Source organism: Arcanobacterium phocae, from assembly GCF_900105865.1.
Classification (GTDB): domain Bacteria; phylum Actinomycetota; class Actinomycetes; order Actinomycetales; family Actinomycetaceae; genus Arcanobacterium; species Arcanobacterium phocae.
The window spans coordinates 1,140,741-1,162,068 of sequence record NZ_LT629804.1 but is presented as its reverse complement, the minus strand read 5'-3'; the positions used below and the strand labels follow the sequence as shown (position 1 = coordinate 1,162,068).

20 protein-coding genes and 1 pseudogene are annotated in these 21,328 nt (G+C 49.3%); 3 read left to right on the top strand and 18 right to left on the bottom strand.

What is annotated here, in order from left to right; translation table 11 throughout:
* Positions 1-125: 125 nt before the first annotated feature.
* From BLT51_RS05095 to BLT51_RS05065, 7 genes are read right to left on the bottom strand one after another with little or no spacing between them, the layout of a single operon-like run.
* On the bottom strand, positions 126-1,331 hold the full coding sequence (locus tag BLT51_RS05095) for an MFS transporter (protein WP_091280646.1): 1,206 nt from the start codon (positions 1,329-1,331) through the stop codon (positions 126-128).
* 29 nt (positions 1,332-1,360) lie between these two features.
* Positions 1,361-2,035 (bottom strand): TetR/AcrR family transcriptional regulator, encoded by a 675-nt coding sequence (locus BLT51_RS05090; protein WP_157672914.1) that lies wholly within the window; start codon positions 2,033-2,035, stop codon positions 1,361-1,363.
* Positions 2,035-3,789, bottom strand: a complete 1,755-nt coding sequence (locus BLT51_RS05085; RefSeq protein WP_091280643.1) for an ABC transporter ATP-binding protein — start codon at positions 3,787-3,789, stop codon at positions 2,035-2,037. The genes BLT51_RS05090 and BLT51_RS05085 overlap by 1 nt, the downstream gene beginning before the upstream one ends.
* Positions 3,786-5,576, bottom strand: a complete 1,791-nt coding sequence (locus tag BLT51_RS05080; RefSeq protein WP_091280642.1) for an ABC transporter ATP-binding protein — start codon at positions 5,574-5,576, stop codon at positions 3,786-3,788. The genes BLT51_RS05085 and BLT51_RS05080 overlap by 4 nt, the downstream gene beginning before the upstream one ends.
* Positions 5,566-7,056, bottom strand: a complete 1,491-nt coding sequence (locus tag BLT51_RS05075; RefSeq protein WP_091280639.1) for an ABC transporter ATP-binding protein — start codon at positions 7,054-7,056, stop codon at positions 5,566-5,568. Before BLT51_RS05075 ends, BLT51_RS05080 begins: the two co-directional genes overlap by 11 nt.
* Positions 7,053-7,847, bottom strand: coding sequence for an energy-coupling factor transporter transmembrane component T family protein (locus tag BLT51_RS05070; protein WP_091280637.1), 795 nt, complete (start codon positions 7,845-7,847; stop codon positions 7,053-7,055). The genes BLT51_RS05075 and BLT51_RS05070 overlap by 4 nt, the downstream gene beginning before the upstream one ends.
* 8 nt (positions 7,848-7,855) lie before the next feature.
* The gene (locus BLT51_RS05065; RefSeq protein WP_091280633.1) at positions 7,856-8,476 is read right to left on the bottom strand and encodes an MptD family putative ECF transporter S component; all 621 of its coding nucleotides are present in this window, start codon (positions 8,474-8,476) and stop codon (positions 7,856-7,858) included.
* Between the two features lie 196 nt (positions 8,477-8,672).
* Here BLT51_RS05065 and BLT51_RS05060 point away from each other — a divergent pair, with 196 nt between their 5' ends.
* Positions 8,673-9,755, top strand: a complete 1,083-nt coding sequence (locus tag BLT51_RS05060) for a TDT family transporter (RefSeq protein ID WP_091280630.1) — start codon at positions 8,673-8,675, stop codon at positions 9,753-9,755.
* Positions 9,756-9,762: 7 nt separating this feature from the next.
* Here BLT51_RS05060 and pstB read toward each other — a convergent pair whose 3' ends face one another.
* The 6 genes from pstB to BLT51_RS05030 form a co-directional block, all read right to left on the bottom strand.
* Positions 9,763-10,542 carry a phosphate ABC transporter ATP-binding protein PstB gene (gene pstB / locus BLT51_RS05055; protein WP_091282592.1) on the bottom strand — a complete coding sequence of 260 codons (780 nt, stop codon included), beginning with the start codon at positions 10,540-10,542 and terminating at the stop codon, positions 9,763-9,765.
* Between the two features lie 11 nt (positions 10,543-10,553).
* Positions 10,554-11,633 (bottom strand): phosphate ABC transporter permease PstA, encoded by a 1,080-nt coding sequence (gene pstA, locus BLT51_RS05050; protein ID WP_231943903.1) that lies wholly within the window; start codon positions 11,631-11,633, stop codon positions 10,554-10,556.
* Positions 11,630-12,745, bottom strand: a complete 1,116-nt coding sequence (locus tag BLT51_RS05045) for a PstC family ABC transporter permease (protein WP_231943902.1) — start codon at positions 12,743-12,745, stop codon at positions 11,630-11,632. The genes pstA and BLT51_RS05045 overlap by 4 nt, the downstream gene beginning before the upstream one ends.
* Positions 12,746-12,794: 49 nt before the next feature.
* Positions 12,795-13,877 carry a phosphate ABC transporter substrate-binding protein PstS gene (gene pstS / locus BLT51_RS05040; protein ID WP_091280627.1) on the bottom strand — a complete coding sequence of 361 codons (1,083 nt, stop codon included), beginning with the start codon at positions 13,875-13,877 and terminating at the stop codon, positions 12,795-12,797.
* A gap of 118 nt (positions 13,878-13,995) precedes the next feature.
* Positions 13,996-14,685, bottom strand: coding sequence for a response regulator transcription factor (locus BLT51_RS05035; protein WP_091280624.1), 690 nt, complete (start codon positions 14,683-14,685; stop codon positions 13,996-13,998).
* A complete protein-coding gene (locus BLT51_RS05030) occupies positions 14,682-15,848 on the bottom strand; it encodes a sensor histidine kinase (protein WP_091280622.1) in 1,167 nt (388 codons plus the stop codon). Before BLT51_RS05030 ends, BLT51_RS05035 begins: the two co-directional genes overlap by 4 nt.
* 181 nt (positions 15,849-16,029) lie before the next feature.
* Between BLT51_RS05030 and phoU the strand changes: the two genes are divergently transcribed.
* Complete coding sequence (gene phoU / locus BLT51_RS05025) at positions 16,030-16,710, top strand: phosphate signaling complex protein PhoU (RefSeq protein ID WP_091280619.1); 681 nt, start codon at positions 16,030-16,032, stop codon at positions 16,708-16,710.
* A gap of 69 nt (positions 16,711-16,779) precedes the next feature.
* Here the strand turns inward: phoU and BLT51_RS05020 are convergent, their stop codons facing one another.
* From BLT51_RS05020 to BLT51_RS05005, 4 genes are all read right to left on the bottom strand, one after another.
* Complete coding sequence (locus BLT51_RS05020; RefSeq protein ID WP_091280616.1) at positions 16,780-17,100, bottom strand: putative heavy metal-binding protein; 321 nt, start codon at positions 17,098-17,100, stop codon at positions 16,780-16,782.
* An 87-nt stretch (positions 17,101-17,187) separates the two neighbouring features.
* The gene (locus BLT51_RS05015) at positions 17,188-18,147 is read right to left on the bottom strand and encodes a DUF5996 family protein (protein ID WP_231943901.1); all 960 of its coding nucleotides are present in this window, start codon (positions 18,145-18,147) and stop codon (positions 17,188-17,190) included.
* Between the two features lie 214 nt (positions 18,148-18,361).
* Positions 18,362-18,868, bottom strand: coding sequence for a VanZ family protein (locus BLT51_RS05010; RefSeq protein WP_091280610.1), 507 nt, complete (start codon positions 18,866-18,868; stop codon positions 18,362-18,364).
* Positions 18,869-19,001: 133 nt separating this feature from the next.
* On the bottom strand, positions 19,002-19,526 hold the full coding sequence (locus BLT51_RS05005) for a DUF6688 domain-containing protein (protein WP_331711997.1): 525 nt from the start codon (positions 19,524-19,526) through the stop codon (positions 19,002-19,004).
* A 236-nt stretch (positions 19,527-19,762) separates the two neighbouring features.
* Between BLT51_RS05005 and BLT51_RS09490 the strand changes: the two are divergent.
* Positions 19,763-21,010, top strand: a pseudogene (locus tag BLT51_RS09490) (IS3 family transposase).
* On the opposite strand, the gene BLT51_RS04985 reads toward BLT51_RS09490, so the two are convergent.
* On the bottom strand, positions 21,007-21,234 hold the full coding sequence (locus tag BLT51_RS04985; protein ID WP_091280596.1) for a hypothetical protein: 228 nt from the start codon (positions 21,232-21,234) through the stop codon (positions 21,007-21,009). The pseudogene BLT51_RS09490 and the gene BLT51_RS04985 sit on opposite strands and share 4 nt — an antisense overlap.
* Positions 21,235-21,328 lie beyond the last annotated feature (94 nt).

Below are 21,328 nucleotides of genomic sequence, written 5' to 3'. Positions count from 1 at the left end.
TCTCGGATTAAACATCGGCTAACTTTACTATTGATATGGGCTTGCTTCCTATCGTTCACCAGCCGAATTAGACGACGCACAACGATAGATAGTCAACAGGCAACGAAGGCTGTGCGTTACAGGTTTCAGATTGAATCTACAGCTGCCCGTCGTAAAGCCGGGTGAAAATAACACCACAATGTCGAGATAGCACATATCCCGATACACACAATAAGCGGACTAGTATGGTTCCAACTGTACAAGGCGGTAGATCCAATCGGAGCCACCGCATAAGCGATTCCCCCATTAGCATTAAGAATACCTGCTAATCCACCTTGCTCATGATGCTCCACCAACGCAGTGGGACCAGCATTATATCCAGTCAACGCCAGCCCCATTCCGACTCCCACACCAGTGCACGCCACCAAATACGATCCTAAATGTGCCGGGAGCATTAAACATGCGACACCCAAACACAGCATCAGCGTACCGCGACGTAACAACACTGCCGGCTTCCATTTAGACAGCGGAGCTACCACGGCCTGTCCGAGAATCATCGCGACTCCCATCACCGCCATGCAGAGCGCAATCAGCCCAGCTGAATAACTCGGCTGGAGTTGGAGACCATCTTGAAGGAGAAATCCGAAGATCGTCCCCACGCTAGCAAACGAAATGTAATTTAACAGCCCAACGCTAAGGAACGGAAAAACCCGCGGGTCCCGGTAATGGACAGCTGCAGGTTTATCCACCCGATAAGATTCGCTAGAGGGATGAAAAAATAGCAATAAAACACAAATCCCTGCAACCATCATCACCGGCATAACTACTAAAGGCAGCATAATACCGCCGTAGGCAGCTAAAGCTCCGCCAATTATTGCTCCGAGAATCGATGCGATCCCCTGCGAGGCACCTAACGCGCCAACACCTTTGATTCGTTCAGATTCAGTAACCGTATGCGTGACAATATATGTTTGTGACGATGGAGCTACAGCAGCTATTGCGCTACCATAAAGTACACCTCGGGTAAGTAAAATAAGTATCACCAGCACACCTGTGGTTCTGTAACCAGAGAGCCCAATATGAGATACATATGCAAACAATGCTAGAGCTATAAAACCAAGAAGCATCGACAAAAGTAGTACTCGGCGAGTCCCCCACCGCAGTGAGGCCCTTCCCCAGACTCCAGCAAAAAGCGCGAACATGATTGCTGCTGTAGAGATAGCTGCCCCGATATGCCATTCGGCTAATCCAAGTTTTCGCGCTAACGGAGCAAGTATGGGGTTAAGAATCATTTGCCCCATGAAAGCCAATAAGACGGTAAATAGAAGTATACGTAATTCACTTTTCAACATGGTTTTATCTCTACTAGTTAATTACGGCCCTATGTTAACTGACCAAAGCCATGCGCAGGAGGCCGTATTCCGGCTTGCAAAGCCGCGATGATAAATTCAATTTTTGGCTCAACCAAGTCCCGGTATGTGTCGGCACTATAAAGCAGTGCTGACAGATCGGTCCCCAATTGTTGATTGGATAACTCAAGGTTACGTCGAACAAGCGCTTGCCGCTCGGTGTCTTGAGGATCAACCCGATAGGCACTTACTCCCAAATGAATTGTGATAGCAGTGTCACCAATGAAATCTAGTGCGAATAGAACTATGTCTTTAGACAGTCCAGCAGCGGTAAAATCCTCAACTATTGACGGCACTGATTTCATAAAATTCACTTGTGGAAATGGATATGTGTAAAGCGTGAGAGCAAATCCTGGAAACGCTTCGCACAAGTCCCAGCAGTATCGCGCCCACGCCCGAAACATGTCTGGGCAACTTGATTGCGGGGCTACCCAAGGGCGACGTCGAGCAATCTCCTCTAAACAAGCCGCGACCAGATCGTCACGAGAATTATAGAGGCGATACAGGCTAGGAGCGCCTACCCCAACTTCGTGTGCCACCTGGGACATAGTGAACTTGTCTAAACCAATTCGTAGCACTGCATCGATCACTTGTTCTGCGGTGAACTTCGGTTTTGGACCAGTTTTATGCCCCAGGCGCATACGCATTATGTCAACGACCATCCTTTAGCTGCTTGACGAAGCTCCCAAAACTCCCGATACGTTCCGTCTTTTTCAAGAAGTTCTTGGTGCGTACCTTGTTGAGCAACTCGTCCGCGAGAATCTAAGACTACAATCTGATCTGCTGTTTGGATTGTAGATAACTTATGTGCAATAACGATAAGTGTAGCCCGCTCACGCAAATAATTCAGCGACTGAACAACATGATTCTCATTTGCCGGATCTAAAGCACTAGTCGCCTCGTCAAACAAAACAATCGGTGCGTCTTTGACGATAGCCCGAGCAATCGATACCCGCTGGCGCTCACCACCAGACAATGCACGTCCGCCTTCACCAACTTTTGTGTTCCAGCCATCAGGCAGCCGTTTAACGATCTCTGTTACCCCGGCCAGGTCCGCTGCATGGCGAATCTGTTCCTCAGTGGCGTTCGGATTGCCAACTCTAATATTTGCTTCAAGAGTGTCATCGTAGAGGTAAACATCTTGGAATACCCAAGCGATTTGCTCCATGAGATCCGCTACACGTTGTTCTTTCACTGGAACGCCGCCAACGAGAACTGAGCCTTGTTCAACTTCATAGAATCGCGCAATAAGACGCGCTACTGTTGTTTTTCCACAACCAGAAGGGCCTACGATAGCAGTGAACGATTGAGGTGCAAACTGGATGCTGACACCATTGAGTACGGATGCCTCCGGAGTATAGCCAAAATGCACGTCTTGTAGCTCTACTGCCCCTGGACGTTCAACTGACTTTGGCGAAATTGGGTCAGTTAAAACCGGCTCATCAAGTAGCTCGTCAATCTGTGATAACAGCGGCCTCGATCCTTCTAGTGCCATCCCTAACGAACCAATCTCAGACAACATGGTAGTGAAGCGAAGCATAATTCCAATAAACACAATGGTTGCAATCGGATCGCTAAAGCCAAAAGTAACGCTGACGGCAATGATCATCGCGAACACTGCAACGAACTGCGTTGCAGTACCAACAATGACATTTCCTAACACACCCCACCACAGGCCACGAATGCCCGCCTTTTCGGTCGCCTTTGTTGCTGAAATGAGCGGCTCGAACGAACTCGCCTGCCCACAAGCTCGCAAAATTGGTTGGTTTTGAGCAAATTCCACCAGCCGTGCCGATAGCTCTTGCGACGGCGGGGTGGTTAACTTGTCATCATGTTCTTTACACCGTTGGGATGCCCAAACTGCTAATAACATGACCGGGACGCTTATCGTTAAAAGCATGCCCATCGACGGCGACCAGATCCAGCATCCGACTAGAAGCACAAGCATAGTAAACGTGTTCATGATCATCGGAGCTAAAAAGTGGGCGAACGACTCACCGAGCATCAGCATCTGTTTCGAAACCAACCGGGAAAACTTGCCGGCAGTCTCGGAGGTGAAATAGCCAAGTGGCAGCCGAGCCACTTGATCACCTATTTGCTTATGCAAACTCACCATGGAATCCAAAGCTACCGAATAGTTTGCCATCGCAAGTACATACTCTAAGATTGCCGATGTTATTCCCAAACAGAGCAAAACACAGAGCCAACCGACGATAGACAAGCCCCACACATTCTCATTCTTTACCAGCGCAGTGGCTGCAGGTAAGAAAGCAGACAGAGCCAGACCACGAATGACGCCAGAAATAGCAGCAAGGATAAATACGGATCGAAGCTGTTTTTGACCTTGAGAGCTTAACAATCGAAATATCTGTTGGGTAATCCCTCGTGATACCGTTTTCATGCGTTCGTTCCTTCCCACAGAGCTGCATAGAGAGGATGTTCATTCACTTCATCTGGCGTGCCCACTGCGCTCAACCGTCCTTGTTCTAAAATCGCTACTTGATCCACTCCCTGTACCGATGCCGGACGATGGGCAATTGCAAGAACTGTTCTTCCACCTTTCCGAGCTTTGATAAGGCGAGTTAAAGCTGTTTGAATAAGTGCTTCAGATTCCGGATCAGTAAATGCAGTTGCTTCATCCAAAATAAGAATTGGGGCATCAATCAACAAGGCACGGGCGATAGATAATCGTTGACATTGCCCGCCGGACAGATAGGTGTCAACTCCGTAAACAGTGTCCAAGCCACGAGGCAAAGCGGCAATCTCATCAGCAATCTGAGCATCTTGCAGGGCCTGCCAGATTGCTTCATCGTCCGCCTGCGGGCATCCCAACCGCACATTATCGCGAATCGACAGCCGAAGTATTTGCGGATCTTGCAAAACAAAACTGACGTATCGGTACAGTTGCGTATCTGGCCATTGCCTAATATCTGTCCCACCAATCGAAATTGCTCCGCTGTCCGGGTCAGAGAACCGAGCTAACAGAGTTGCCAACGTCGACTTTCCGCCACCTGACGGACCAATAAGTGCGGTGACGCTTCCTGGCTTGAGCGTCAATGAGACATCGTCAACGGCGAGATTATCACCATAGCTAAACGATACATGGTCGAAAACGACTTCTTCTGGCACGGTTGTGTCACGATCGACCCCTTGGAGATCAGACGATTGGGAGATCTGCGGGATATTTAATATATTTTGAATACGCAACGCAGCCGCGCCAGCCATCTGAATTGACCACGTCATATTAGCTAAAACTTCGATGGACTGCGGAATCATCAATGCAATAATCGCTGTGGGGATGACGTCGGTAGCCCGAGCATAGCCATAATAAACAGCCAACGCCCCCAATCCGAGATTCGTTAGAAGCAAAACAGAAGTTGAAATCGCCGAATATGCTAATGCCGACATCCGTAGTAACGGACCGCACCAAGCCAAATAAAAACGATGGAACTCTTCGGTAGCACACCGGTAACGCTCATGGGCTTTGCCGGTACGTCCAAAAGCCTTTACTACCGCAATGCCGGTAATAAACTCAACCATCGTTGCCGAAACATAGCCTAGCCGAGTATCCATCTCAGCAGTTTTTTCGCCCATATCTCGCATCATGTATGCCATCGCACCAAAGTAGAACGGGATCGTGGCAATGGCGATAAAGCCCAATAACCAGTTAAGATAGAACGCGTAAGCCAACAGCGCAATAGGACTAATAATAGCCACAGTGTTATCAACTGGAGCGTGTGCAACCACGGTGTGAACATCGGCAGTATCGTCTTGGATAGCTTTACGCACTAAACCAGAGTTAGTTTTGGTAAACCACGATAATGGTGCGCGCGCGATACGTTCGGCAATCTGATCTTGTAAGATTCGGCGCAGATGCATATCAGCAAAATGTGTGACGGCTAATGCCAAGACATATAGGAAGAGTCTTGTTAGGAAAAGCCAGATGAGGAGCATCAAGGCGTTTCTTACTTTTTCTGGATCCGGGCTAGTGCTGCGCTGCCATGCTTCTAAAAGTATGCCAGAGAGCTGTACCAAAACAATGTATGGGCCAACCGAAAGTAGCGCTGAGGTCACGGCAAGTATCCGGGCCAGCAGGATGCGTCCAGATATCGGTTTCAGGAGATCTTTAAAAGCTACCCGTCCTGCTTTATCTTTTTCTTTATTGGTAATTTCGGGATTATCGTTCATAACATTCTTCCGTAAGGTTGAGTTTTGACGTAGTGGGGTGCGTGAAAGGGGCCAGATGAAGGATCCGATCGGCGCACGAGGCTAGAAGTTCTTTGTCATGGGTAATAACCACAATGATGTGCCCGCAATCAGCAAGCTGACGAAAAAGTGAACTAATTGCTTGGAGCTGACGGTAGTCAACACCCGATGTTGGCTCATCGAAAATGACAAGACGCCGTTTAGTTGCTAGCGCAGCCGCAATAACAAGACGCTGTTTTTGACCACCAGATAGACTTAAAGGGTGACGGTGTTGGGACGATAGCAACCCCAGTTGTTCTAGTAAGTTCTCCACTTCGACGTCGGCATCAGTCCCTAACGTCACTTCTCTCATGACACTATCGGCAAAGAGCTGCCGATGGACATCTTGCATAACAATGGAGCTAAGTGACGACAACGCCCGAGGCGAACGCGCTTTCCCATCGACATAGATTGTGCCAGATTGCGGTTTAAGTAGCCCACACAGCAACCGCGCTAACGTTGTTTTTCCGGCACCGTTAGCGCCAGTTAACGCCGTTATTTTGCCGGCGGGAAGATCAACACTAAAATCATGCAAAACCTCATGGCCCGGGTAAGAAAAGTTGAGATTGCGCAACGATACCCCAGCGGTGATCGGCGGTTGGTTAACTCGCTGGCTGACAGCTTCGATATATGGAATCCCAGTACTTTGAGGCAGATCCAAAACACGCAATCCACGACGACGGCGTTCGGCGTCGTCGAAAGCAAAAAACGTTGGTCCATCAATAATTTCCGGATCAGAACCAGGGTTAAAATAGACCACTTGGTCCACGAGATCGCGCAGAAAATATAACCGGTGTTCAGCAATAATAATGGTTTTTCCAGCCGCTTTTTGACGGCGGAGCACAGTCGAAAAATTATCAATCGCTTCCGGGCTTAGGTTCGACGTCGGTTCGTCAAAAAGCAAAACCGGAACCATGGCGGCTAAACCGCTCGCTTGGGCTACAGACTGAAGCTGCCCGCCAGACAACGTATGCAAGCTTCGTTCCAACAAATGATAGGTGCCAGTTTCTTGTGCAGCATCGATGCATCTATCCCACAGTTGTTCCGACGGCACACGGTAGTTTTCACCTGCATATGCAATTTCAGCCAGAACGTGTCCGGTAAAAAACTGTGTCCGGGGATTTTGGAACACAGTGGCGCTTGTTTTTCCGATATCTGTCAGATCGACGTCGTCCACTTTATGTCCACTAACCGTCACGCTTCCACCCATATGCCCTGGCTGGAGCTGCGGGATGAGGCCGTTGATCATTTTCAACGCAGTGGATTTTCCGCTTCCTGACGGTCCGCAAAATAGAGTGCAACTTCCCGCTGGTATATGGAGGTTCACATGTTGGAAGACGAACGACGGTTGCTGCCCTTGCGGAGCCGGGTAGGCAAAGCAAACGTCATCAAAATTAACTTCCCCGTTAGCGTGCTTAGTCATCGTATCAATCCTGGAATATGGGCAAAACCGAGTAGTTCTTCACCAGTTGGATTCCAAAACCGCATCAGAACATAGCTCATAGTGACGAATAAAATAAGTGCATCTGCTGGCCGAAATCGAGTTGCGTATAACGGCAGTGGCCGCTCGTTAGACCCTAGGCCTCGGATCACTGCCGAGGCAGTGAGATCGTCTGCGATTCGGACGACTCCTGCCAGCAACGGAACAATTAAATATTGCACCGTTTGTGTTGGGTGACGAATGACGTCTGCACCTACAAGGTTTATTCCACGCAGTTTCATTGCTTCTTGGATGGCTTTGAACTCGGCAAGTATTGTTGGAATGAAACGTAGCATCACGAGGATCGCCGAAACAAAGCTTGCCGGCAAATATAGTGCACGCAGTGCCGCCCCCAGTTCAGACGTGCTGATGGAGTAGATAGCATAAATACCTATCGTTGCAGTCAAGATAAAACGAGACATCCAAAAGCTGATACCTATCAAGAAGGCAACAAATCCGTTAGTTCCTAACGACGCACCGTAGTAGGTGAACAGAAGAAATCCACTCTCTAAAGCCACGAACCTGATAACACCTTTAAGCGTCCCAACCGAAGCAAAAAGAATTCCGACTATGGCAGTTGCCATGAGTAAAACAGGAGCGCTAGCTCCACCAATGACGGTGATGTTTATGGCTAAAACGACTAGCAGAGTTGTGCGCGGATCATTTTTAAAATAGCGAATCGGTTTCCACGAGGTACACATCTGATCCGGTACGTTCACAGCGTTCAACGTCATCTCACTTTTTAGGCGATGCCAGCTTTGGCGAAATTTTTCCGCAGAATTTTTGTTCCTACCCAGCCGCCGATAAGGGCGACGAAGAAGTTCACGATGGTGAAGATAATGATGATATTTGGAGTGAAAATTGCCTGCATATGATCGGCATATTCTTGCCCCATTTGGACAGCGATGTCAGCAAAATAGGCATCTGCAGCGTAGAAAATCGGCAACCAGGCACCGATATACCACTGCTGGAGAACCGTATAAGCAAAGATGTTCTTCTTTTCATCGGTGTAATTGCCTGACTTGGCAACAAGATCCGCAAGGAAAGATGCAACAACAGTGAATGCTAAGGTTGTCCACGCATGGCCAGTGAGCATCATTAATAAGCCAATGATGATGCCCAAAATAGTTAAAGCGCCAAATGACCGGATTTTATTCAACATCAAAACGATCACTGTACCTTCGATTAGAAGTGCTAATGGTGCGCTCACGAACATGAATTGTGGGCCAAAGAACCCCAGCATGCCGATGGCGAAGAAAACAACGAAATAGATAGCTGTGAACACGCCGGTGTAAACAATTTTTTGAGCATTTGTGCCTGATGTGGAACGAGTGCGTAGTTCTGGCAATTCTTGGTTAGACATAACAAACCTTTCATACTGAATGACGTTCGGAATTAGGTTAGCACACCCTAACAGTGAATACTATTCTTTATTATTCAATCGGTTACCCTGCTACGCCAATACCACTTATGTTCCTTCTTCCCAATCAGGAACAGCTATGACCTATCCGATAATCCCTTAGTGGAATTTCGAAGCCGAGGAGCGGAAAATTACAACAGTGAATTCTCAACGCGAACTTATTATTCCTCCCATGGGGCCAGCATGGTTTTCATCAGTAATGGGAACCGCAATCCTCGCAAATCTCATCGGCCGAAAAGCCGACGATCATCCTTGGTTCCTCCCTCTCGCTACTGGCTTGCTATTAATCGGCGCTATTTTGCTGGTCATGTTCACTGCGACGTACATTACTCGATGGGTATGGAAAACATTCCACGGAAATACCCACATCCGTCTGCTACCAGTGGTAGACCCTGCTTGGGGAAGCGTCTCGATGGGCTACCTAGCTATCGGCGCGGCCCTGTTGGCAATTGGCCCCCGCTGGGGATTGAGCACATTCGCAATTATCGGTGATACCTTTTTATGGTGGATCGGCACATTTATTGGGCTCGTCACAAACTTTTCATTCCTAGCTCACGCACTTTTCCGCCACTTAGGCCAACCAACCCCGATTTGGGGATTAGCCGTAGTCGGTCCGATGGTTTCTGCAACTACTGGAGCAATACTCTTACGAGAGTACGAATCAGTTGGACTGCAGTTCTTCATGCTAACGCTCTCATTTTTGTGTTTTATCATTGCTCTCGTCCATGGGTTGATCATCTTCGCACTCGCATACGGGTCAGTTAAGCGCTTCCAATCACTACCACTTAAAGATGCAATAAGTGCGTGGATTCCATTGGGTATTGTTGGACAGTCAACTGCTGCCGCAGTAGCCATTTCAGGTTCATCCGGTCTATTCCTCAGAATCAGTATTCACCCATATGCCACAACAACCGCAATTATCTATGCGATTATCATGATGATCCTCGGCGTACCAATGCTCGCATTTGCTATCCATCAAACCTGGCGAGCAGTACGGAACACTATTCCGTTCTCACCCGGCTGGTGGGCACTGACCTTCCCAGTCGGCACTATGTCACTGGGCGAGACAACGCTCTCCGAGCTCCCTATCTTGCAAGGTTCAGTCCTATCATCAATCGCAGGAACCATCGGCACAAGCGCACTGATATTCTTGTGCTTTACTTGGACACTGTGTGCTTCATCAAGCCTAGTTGCTGTCGTCGCCCATCACCGCCACTCCTAACTGTTCCTCACCCAAAGCGGCCAGAGACGTAATCTTCGGTCTGTTTGTTAGCCGGGTTGGCAAAAATACGTTCAGTATCGTCATATTCCACCAGATGCCCCGGTTTTCCCGTCCCCTCAATATTGAAAAATCCGGTCTTTTGAGAAACTCGGGCAGCTTGCTGCATATTGTGCGTCACAATCACGATCGTGTAGTCCTTTTGGAGCTCTTGCATGAGATCTTCGATAGCCAGCGTAGAAATCGGGTCAAGCGCAGAACACGGTTCATCCATTAACAACACTTTAGGCTTGACCGCAATAGCGCGTGCGATACACAACCGTTGCTGCTGTCCGCCTGACAGTGAGGACCCAGGACGTTCCAGGCGATCCTTTACTTCTTCCCAGAGATTTGCGCCGCGTAGCGAGGTTTCAACAATCTCGGCAGCCTCGCTTTTCGCCATACGACGGTTATTCAACCGCAAACCGGCAAGCACGTTATCTTGGATAGACATCGTTGGGAACGGGTTAGGACGCTGAAAAACCATACCTACGTGCTCACGCACGCGTACCGGATCTACCCCGGGCGCATAAATATCTGCCCCGTCGATTATGACAGATCCGTTCGTGTGTGCTCCAGGAATCACTTCATGCATCCGATTCAGGGACCGCAAAAACGTTGATTTGCCGCATCCAGACGGGCCAATCAAGGCGGTTATCGAACGCGCCTCTATCTCCACGTTGACGTTTTCGACAGCAAGAAAATCACCATAAAAAATATTGAGGTCAGTTACTTTGATTCCATCATTCATGATGTGTCCCTTCATCTGTTTCCTGCGGGCGCAAAACGCCGCGCTATCCAGCGAGCAAAAAGATTTAAAATGAGCACGATTCCGATCAAGATCAATGCTCCTGCCCACGCCGTCACGTGGTGACCTTTGGTGTATTCGTTGTAAACGTAGACCGGCAACGTCAGCATCTGACCAGTGAACATATTGAGGTTGTAGGAATCAGTGGTTCCAGCAGTAATCAACAGCGGAGCCGATTCTCCAATGATCCGGGCAGTGGCAATGACGATTCCGGATACGATACCGGATACTCCTGTTCGCAGGACCACGCGAAGAATAGTTGCTGCTTTCGAAACACCCAGCGCATACGACGCTTCGCGTAGCTCGTTGGGAACTAGTTGCAGCATTTCTTGGGTATTGCGGACTACTAACGGCGTCATCAGCACAACAAGCGCGATTGCCCCCATGAAACCTGATTTAAATTCGACATGCCCAAACACCTGCAGATTGACTAGCGGAATCAGTGCAGCAGCAAAAAGACCGGCGACGATCGACGGAATCCCGGTCATGACATCCACCAAGAACGTAATGATCTTGGCAAATACACCCCGGCCGTATTCCACCAAATAGATAGCGGTGAGCACACCAAAGGGTACCGAAATCGCTGCGGCAGTGGCCGTGATGAATAACGTACCAACTATTGCGTGCCCTGCCCCAACCACCGCATCAGCTTGAGAAGATCCAAACGTCGTCTGGGTGAAAAACCCGGCTTGAACCATCCGGCTCCAGCCGCGAATGATTACGGTGTAAAGTAGCGAAATCAGCGGAATGACAGCCATGACGAACGCACCCACGATCACATTGCTTGCCAACCGGTTCTTCCCATACCGGACGCCTTCGACGGCAAACCCGCATATCCCTGAAATAATCAAGAAGATGAGAGCGGATAGCAACCCACCTGCAACGATGTTCGGTTCTTTTTGGCCAACGACGAATATCAATAGCCCAGCGGCTACTGCTACCCCACCAGCTAGATAGTTAAACCAGTGCGGGAGGTATCGTTGGGGGCGCGAGATGAAGGACGACGACGTCGGCGTAGATAACATTTGGCTCATGCGTTAGCTCCAGAGAAGTCGGCATAACGGTTGACGATGGCTCGGGCAACGAAGTTCACCACGAATGTGATGACGAAGAGGATAAAACCCAACGCTACTAGGAAGTCCGAGGACAGTCCCGAAGATTCCGGGAACCGCAACGCAATCTGCGAAGCGATCGTCGAGTGTTGGCCGGGCTGGAAAATTTTGAAATTGATCATCAACCCAGGAGACAACACCATCAATAGCGCCATGGTTTCACCCAATGCTCTGCCGAAACCAAGCATCGTGGCAGAAACGATACCGGAACGCCCGTGTGGCAACACCACCATTTTGATCATCTCGTAGCGGGTGGCACCCAAGGCCAAGGATGCCTCTTCGAGTAACCGTGGGGATTGTAGGAAAACCTCTCGGCACAGCGAGGTAATAATTGGCAAAATCATCACTGCCAAAATAACCCCGCCCATCATGATGTTTCGTGCGGGCGGAACAAAAACGAGCGCATCAGGCTGTAGGGGCCACCAGTCAAAATTCTGTGCAAGCGCAGAAAACCCCGGCAGTCCACCTTGCCACACAGTTTCGCCATCGATTGTTTCTTTCCTACCGGAGATGAACTCCAAAACCGGTGTCAACGCCGTCGCTATTGAGGTAAAAACCGGGCGAAGCAATGGCTCTAGCGTCCACATCCCCCACAAGCCGAATACGACAGATGGGATCGCAGCCAGCAAGTCGATAACTGATCCGAACAGCACCGCCAGTTTTCGGGGCGCGTAGTGCGAGATGAAAAGCGCAATGCACACCGCGAATGGAACGGCAATGATTAGCGCAATAATCGAAGCCAGCAACGTGCCAAACAGAGCACCCGCGGCAAACTGCCAGAAATTTTTCCCGCGGGTAAATTCGACGTTGTCGATAATTGTTTCGGCCGAAGCAAACAGCGCGTTTTTCGATGAGAGTAGCAAAAAGATCGCTACTGCAGCAAGCAGCACAAGAATCATTGCGCCGGCACCGCTAGACATCCATCGAAAGACTGTATCTACCCGAGAACCGCGAGCGACCGGAGACCACACGGCATGTGGACGGCGATCATACTGGTCCGGAATCGTCGAACGAGTTATCAGTTTGTTTTCCACTCAGGTTCCGTTCTTTTTACGTAACACCAGCTGGCATTGGCAGACCGATTTAGTCGTTAATAAGCCCGATAGCTGCCATGACTTTTTCTCTCAACTCATCCGAGATAGGAGCGTTTCCGCCATTCGAGGCTGCGGCAGTATCCTGTCCTTCTGCTGAAGCAACATAGGTCAAGAAATCTTTGACGTCATGGCCGGTTTGAGCCTGCTCATAATCAGTACATGCCAGCAGGTATGAAACCATCACGATTGGATAAGCGCCAGCAATGGAGCCATCGCGCTTAAGATCAACAGTTATACGCCGTTCCGACGCATCAGCTGTTGGCGCGGACCCGTCAACAATTTTCGCTGCAGCTTGCGGTGAATAAGGTAAGAATTCACCGGCAACATCAACATTTGCCGTCCCAAGATCACCAATTTGAGACGCATCTGCATAGGTAATAGCACCCGGTGTTGAGGTTACAAGATTGACGACGCCGGACGTCTTTTCCGCCGATTGGGTGCCAGTACGTGGCCAAGTATCCGATGCTTCGTACGGCCAGTCCCCACCGGCAGATTCGATCAAATAATGTTGGAAGTTTTCCGTTGTTCCCGAATCATCGGCACGATTAACCGGAATAATAGCTAGGTCTGGAAGCGAGACTCCGGGATTTAACCGGGCGATGCGCGAGTCATTCCAGCTAGAGATTTTCCCGTCGAAAATCTGGGCAATAGTACTCGCTGTCAGATTGAGTGACTCAACGCCATCGAGGTTAAAAGCCACCGCAATCGGGGAAATATACAGTGGCAATTCCAGTGGTTCGCTACCGCAACGCGCAGTTGCCTTCTCGACTTCTTCTGCATCAAGAATCGAATCGGTTCCCGCATATGCAACCTGGCCGGCAATGAACTGTTTCCGGCCGGTTCCTGATCCGGTTGGATCGTAGTTCACCACTGTTCCCGATGTGGTTGTGAAATGATCACGCCAGGCTTGTTGCGCGTTAACTTGTGACGATGCGCCCGAACCATTAATCGTGGTAGACGACGGCGAATCATTGCCCGTCGTCGAGCTGGTATCAGTAGTTGTACAAGCCGCTAAGCTAAGCACTCCAGCGCATACGGCGGCGACTAACTTCAATCGTTGAGATGTGTTCACGGTATGTGTCCTTTGATTGTCTTATGAGGACTGATCCCTCATCTACAATTCAATGTAGTGGGCGAATGTAACCACCCAACCGCTATTGGGTTAACACTTGGTGAACACTTAGTGAGTATTATTTAGCCACAAATTTGTAGCCCAAACCGCGCACGGTCACAAGCAATTGCGGCTCAGCTGGGACCTGCTCGATCTTGGATCGTAACCGTTTAATATGTACGTCAAGCGTCTTTGAATCCCCGATATAGCCGGCACCCCAAATTCGGTCAAAAATCTGGCTCCGGGTTAATACTCGCCCTGCATTTTCCATCAGGAATTCCAGCAGTTCGAATTCACGCAGCGGCATTGCTACTTCGGATCCGTTGACACTGACCACGTGGGAATGCGAATCTAACGTCACTGGACCGACGGTGAGGACGTGGGCTGCGCCATCGTCGTCAATCGCTGGTACCACGCGCCGGAGCAAAGCACGTACCCGAGCCAATAATTCTCGATAAGAATACGGCTTCGTGATGTAATCATCGGCGCCGATTTCCAGCCCAACGACTTTATCTATTTCGGAGTCCTTGGCGCTGACCATAATAATCGGAACCGATGAGGTCTTGCGGATCTTTCGGCACACCTCAGTTCCGTTCATCTGCGGCAACATGACGTCAAGCAACACCAGATCGATGGCATGAGTAGCGAAGATATCTAACGCTTGTTGACCATCAGCAGCTTCAACGACGTCGAACTCTTCGCGTCGCAGATTGAACGCCAATGTTTCGCGTAACGTATGTTCATCATCAACAACCAGAATTGTTGTCATCGGTTTTCTCCTCCCGGTATGGTCATGCCAGCCGCGCTCGCATCTGCCCGCGGCAACACGAGCGTGAACGTTGAACCATGCCCTAATTCGCTCCAGAGTTTCACCTGTCCCCCGTGATCATTCACTACGTGTTTCACAATGCTCAGCCCCAAACCAGTTCCCCCGGTTTCGCGCGAGCGCGCCTCATCGCCGCGGTAAAAACGCTCAAACACCCGTGTTTTTGCTTCGTCTGAGATTCCCACTCCGGCGTCGATAACCGCAATGTGCACCTCAGTGTTTGTCCCCGAAACAACAACTGATACGCGGGAATGCGGGTTGGAATAGCGCACCGCGTTATCGAGTAAGTTTCGTACCGCGGTGACGAGGAGAAGGAAATCCCCTACAACAGTGAGCCCTGATTCTTCGCCGGATACCAGGTCAATCTGTCGTGCGTCAGCTTCTAGTTGGGTTCGCTTGAGAGCTTCGGCGACGACGGCGTCGATACTGACAATCTGCGGATCGATCAGCGCATCGGATTCTTGCAACCGCGAGAGCTGAATAATCTCTTGCACAAGTTGTGATAGTCGATCGGATTCGGTTTCTAACGCTTGCGCAAACCGCCGCACTTGTTCGACGTCGTCACTGACGTTACTAATCGTTTCGGCGAGCAACTTGATACCGCCAATCGGAGTTTTTAGTTCATGCGAAACATTCGCAACGAAATCTCTCCGGGTGTTTTCTAGCCGAATTTTTTCGGTCTGATCTTCAAAAAGGACAACGACTTTGTCAACTGACGCGCGAGCTACTCGCACCCAGATCCGTCGCGCAACCGCATGCCGTGAGCGCCGGTTAGCCATATCAAATTCAGTATCGCGGGTCTGACCGCTAGCAAAAACATCACCAACTATGGCATCGAGTTCCGGACGCAGAACTAGCCCGTGAACCAATCCAAAAGCAGTAGCTAACGCAGACGAACGCACAACTCTATGGTTACGATCGACCACAATATAGGACTGCGGTAACGTGTCGAGAATAAGTCTGACCTGCTCGTGCATCGCCAGCTTGGCAGACTGCAACTCTTTGTCATCGCGATGGCGGCGAATACGACGCTCGGTCAACCAGATACCGCCAATGATGACAGCACCTAGAACGAGTCCGAGCCCGAACGATAAAGCCTCGTGCATATCTCCACCCTAATGGTAAGAGAACACGAAGTTCGAACCAAGCGATGTTTTGTCACCTGTTGTTAACCTTTGCGACGCTCAGAATTAACATGACTGTGCTTTACTGAGCGTAACGGCAGACGAAACAAGATCATCCTTGTTTACGGCTGTATTCTGCCTAAACGACTTCCAAGGAGCCCAGGTGCGCGAACTCTTCCATCAACAAATGAACCGTCTCAATGACACGATTGTGCTTGAAGCAAAAGCCGTAGCGAAGGCTATGAATCGCGCAAGTATCGCAATGCGTGATGCCAATCTTGCCAAAGCCGAAAAAGTTATCGACGCCGATCGGAAGATAGATTTGTTAGAGCGATCGATTGATGAGATGGGTGTGTCTATCCTGGCACGCCAAGCTCCGGTTGCCTCAGACTTGCGCGTGGTAGTTTCCGCGCTGCGACTATCAGCAATTTTAGAGCAAATGGGAGACCTAGCTCGGCATATTGCTTATGTTGCGCGCAGTCGCTATCCACATGTTGTACTACCAGATACGGCACTTGGCGTACTGGTGCAGATGACGGAACACGCTGGTGCTATGAGCGAAAACATGGTGCGTCTCCTCGAAACACGCGATTTGCAGTTTGCCAATGCGATTGAAGAAGAAGATGACTATCTCGATGATCTGCACGAGAAGACGTTCGAGTATGTGCTCGATGACGAACTCGATCTAACGCGACAAGAAATTATCGACATTATTCTGTTGGGCCGATATTTAGAACGATTCGGAGATCATGCTGTCTCAGTTGCCCAGCGTGTCCAGTTCATGGTCAACGGAATGCAGGATCCCGGCGACCCGTTTGCTGACGTAGACCTGACTGAGATCTAGTACTGATAATACTTGGTGCTGGTGTACCAGCATCAAATGCTATTAGTGGTTGTGATCGTTTTGCCAACGTTAGTCGATGTAGACGGCGGTACCAGAAGCAGTAACCATCAGCATGTTGTTTCCGGCTCCAAGTACTTCGTAGTCAATATCTACACCGACGACCGCGTTTGCACCAAGTGCAGCGGCACGGTTTTCCATTTCTTGGATTGCGGCTTCTCGGCTGCGTAGGATTTCTTCTTCATATGAACCGGACCGGCCACCAAAGAAGTTTGTCAACCCGGCGCTGATATCCTTTATCGCGTTAACGCCTTGGATGACTTCACCAAAGACGATGCCATGGTAGCGAATAATGCTGTGTCCCTCGATCGAGGGTGTGGTTACTGAAATCATGGAAGCACTCCAATACTGTATAAACTTTTTGTATTCTATCTAGTGCCGAATGCCGATAGCGACATAGGCTTAAATTGTCTGCGAAAACTACTCATTCATATAGGTGGCTAGGCGGTCTGGGTCAGCGTCCAACTTTTCTCGATCCCAACCGTCCAGGTCAGCAGCCAAAGCGTATGTGCTCTCCAAGAACTGGCGAACCATCTCTTCCGGATTGTCCGACTTACGGACCGCCTCATAAGGCAGAACATACTCATACAATTCTTCACTGTAATAAGCTTCAGCAGGTTCAATCTTTTGGCGAGCGTAGCCATCTGGAGCAGGATATGCGTAGGAATAGAACATGCCTTCGCCCTCCCCTCCAGGCCAGAAACCAGCGCTCGTTAGATGATGCGAATAGCCTTCCACCATCACCCAGTCAGCACAGTTTGGAACACCACCCGGATGCTGCGGAGCAGGCTCATCCACGAAACGAGTACACGCCATATCGAATGATCCCCAGAAGAAATGCACCGGGCTTACCTTACCCAAGAACCCTGCACGGAAACTATCCAACGCAATATGGACCTTTGATAGCTGCAACCAGAAACGGTGAACAGCGTCCTTGTCATAACTCTTATGAACAGTATCCTCCGGAAATGGAATTGCTGGATCAACCTCATTAGGGATAACACTAATGTCCATAGGAACGTCAATGTCTGCCATGGACTGTTGCACCTTTGTGTAAAAGTCAGCTACCGTCATCGCTTCCAACGCAAACTTCGCTTGCAGTCCGTTGCTACGACGGAAACGAATTTCATGGCTAATAAAATCGAACTCGATATCGAACACGTCGCCGCGAAAAGGGATCGACGACGTCGTCAAACCAACCGGCGATACATACAACGTGACCTGCCACCAATGATTAACGAGTGGCGCATACTGCATACGAATCTTGCCAATAATCTGCGTCCACATGTGCAAGGTATCGCGGGTATCTTCCCATTCATCAATCCGAAGTTCCGGCCAGGAAGAAAGGGTAAGTGATGACGCCATAATATTCTTCTCCATCGAATAACTGTTACGAATTATTACCAGTCATTATAGCTTCTTACACTCGTATTAAAGTCCCATAGTTGACTAAAGTAGCTTTCAGCAGAATTTACCTTAATATCAATCAACCTCACTACTATGGCCTGAACATTCATGACAACCGCATGAAAGACGCTTGTTACCAGCCGTTAGGATCTAATATAGTAGCGCAAAATTAACCCCAGTAACCGTCTTAGGCGTTTGCTATGAGAAGCAAGCCTAGAAGCGCAAGGAAGATAACTTCTAAGGCAAAACCAGTCCAGTCAAGAATTTTGCCGTAACTTGCTGGTTTCCATTTCATCAGCGCTGCGCACAAACCAACTCCGATGAATCCGCCAGCAGTATTAGTAATAACATCAGTAATATCACTACCACCAATTGCAAACACATACTGGAGCATTTCATACGTAAAGCTGAGGATAAGCGCCGGCAGGACTTGAATGATCCAGTGGTGACGTGTAAGGAAAATACGCATGTACATTCCGAACGGGATAAACACCAGAAGATTGTAGATAATCTCGTCAAAACTGATGTTGCCGTTAACCACCATCGATTCACTGAACGGGACCAAATTCAGGTTGCGCATCTGGGGAATTTCGTCAAGACTAGTAGCGAATTTAAACAGAATAAGCCACGTTAGTAGGCCGACATAGATCCCAAATATTACAAAGGTCGGCCACCTTCTATTTTTTACACCCATGTCTACACTATAACAAGTAGATGCCGGACTGACCGACAATAAAGCTCTGCTCCTCATGTACCTCGTATCTGCCGGTAACCATCAAGAGCGTCAACGCATTTGTGCAGCTCATTCCAACATTGAAATGCATTAATTAACCATCTAAATCAGAGAGCTCATGGTAGTGAATGCCCGTGTATTGCATGGCAATGAGGTCTTCGGGGTGGCGAACGCACAGGTAAATAACAGATAGAAAACCCCATTCCAAGGGCTTCATCAATACCCAAACAATATCTGCCACCCATTTTGTTCTTATGCGCTTAGCTAGATCAAAGCCATACCGGTCATAAAAATGGCGAATCGCTCGATGCGTGCGAGGTAGCCGGTCAGAGATTACTTGTTCAAAAGCATTGGCTACGAGCAATTGCCGATTCACTATTACTGGGTGTCCGTGCCGGATTCCTCCCCGCATTGGTTTTACAAGTTTCTTGTGACCACCAGCTGCCACTGTACAAAGATAGTGCTCATCATAGAATACATTCGGTGACGAAATTTGTTGCGATAAAGTCCATTCACTAGTGTCCGTAAAAGCCCTGATAAGTGCATGCGGTCCTTGTCCGAGCAACAGCAATATCGCATAAACTACTCCCATCACGGGTAAGGCTATCAAGAACCCCAATACGGGCTAGGTTCTCGCTCGTGCAAAATAGCTGTTGAGCTTCGCGAGAATTGGATGGGTTTCAATCTTCACGGATCGATCTACATCTAATTTATGTGTCCGCACAGTAATAGCTATTGTTCTGGATACAATCAGCACGAATACAACAACGGGAATAAGCATATATAGGTCGATTAAACTAGCGTATGAAGTGCCCCAGGTTTTGTTCCGTTTGAGTAGATGGGATAATCTGGACTATGCCAAAGAAATTTGATCAGGATGCGAAGGATCGCGTCGTCCGCTTGGTAGAAGACCGTATTGTGGCGGAGAATGTTTCCTTGCAAGAAGCGTGCAAGATTGTGGCACCGAAACTAGGTGTTTCTTGGCACACTGCTCGGCAATGGACTCAGGTAGCTCGTCGTGAAGGACGCGTTCTTGAACGCTTGCCGGAGGACTTGGAAGTCGAAAATGCGAGGCTACGCCGTGAAAATCAGGAGCTTCGCGATACTAATGAGTTGTTGAAAGCAGCGTCGGCTTTTTTCGCGTCGGAACTCGACCCCGAAACATTGGTAAATGATTCGGTTCATTGATGAGTATCGCAATCGTTTCTCTACTCAGTTCATCTGCAAGACGTTAAACACTCACCGTGTTGGTGGTTTCATCACTTCTCGTGGCTATCGTCAATCAAAATCCCGTGGTGTGAGTGCTCGTAGCCTGCGTGATGCTGCTCTGATAGAGCATATCGTTGAGGTTCATGAAAGTAACTACAATGTCTACGGGATTCGTAAGATGTGGCACGCGTTGCGCCGTGAGGGGATCGATATTGGTCGTGAGCAAACCGCTCGTTTGATGCGCCTTGCTGGAGTTAGTGGTAAAGGTAAGGGCCGCTTGCCTGTGACAACTCGCAAACCTCGGGGGCTAGATACTCGCCCGGACTTGGTGAAACGTGAATTTCGAGCTTCGAGGCCGAATCGGTTGTGGGTGGGGTGACATTTCCTATGTCCGTACCCGTAAGGGGTTTGTCTACACCGCTCTTATAACCGATGTGTTCACTCCGGACGGATTTGTCAGGTGGGCGCTGGTCGGTTCAATGCGAACGTAAAGTGTTGCCGTTGCAGGCGCTCAATCAGGCGATCGTATGTGCGAAGAAAACAACTGGGCTGATTCATCATTGCGACCCGCGGCTCGCAGTATGTGTCCATTGTTTACAATGAGTGTCTTGCCGAGCATGGGATTACTTACCTCGACAGGGACGGTTGGCGATTCCTATGACAATGCTTTGGCTGAGAACGTCAACGGTTCATTTCAAGAATGAGCTGATTCATAGGCGGTCGTGGGCGGGGCGTGGTTGGATGTTGAAATCGCGGGCGTTTGAATGGGTTTCGTGGCCGAACGAGTCACGGCTTGACCAGAGCTTGGGCTACCGTACACCGGCTGAGGTTGAACAGGAGTTTTGGAACGGCAACACCGGCCATGAAATAATAGAAATCAAGGCACGTGCCTAGGAACAAAACCCGGGGCACTTCAGTGGGGTGAGAATGTCGATTGTGTAGCCGTTGTTATTAAAGTATGATGCAACGTCGTCATTGAAGATGTAGATCTTATGGCAGCCATCGAAAGCGATGTACTCGTAGCTCTGGGCGACGCGTTGTACGTCTTCCATGTTGACGTAGGTGTATTCTACACCGTTAACCCAGATGCTCTTCGTTGTTTGCGTTGTGGTTGGCATGGGTGCTGTCTTTCTTCTTCATGTGGTTGTTTTTCTTGGTGCATGAAGAAAGCAACTACCCTCATCGTTGTTGCGCGATGAGGGTAGTTACGAG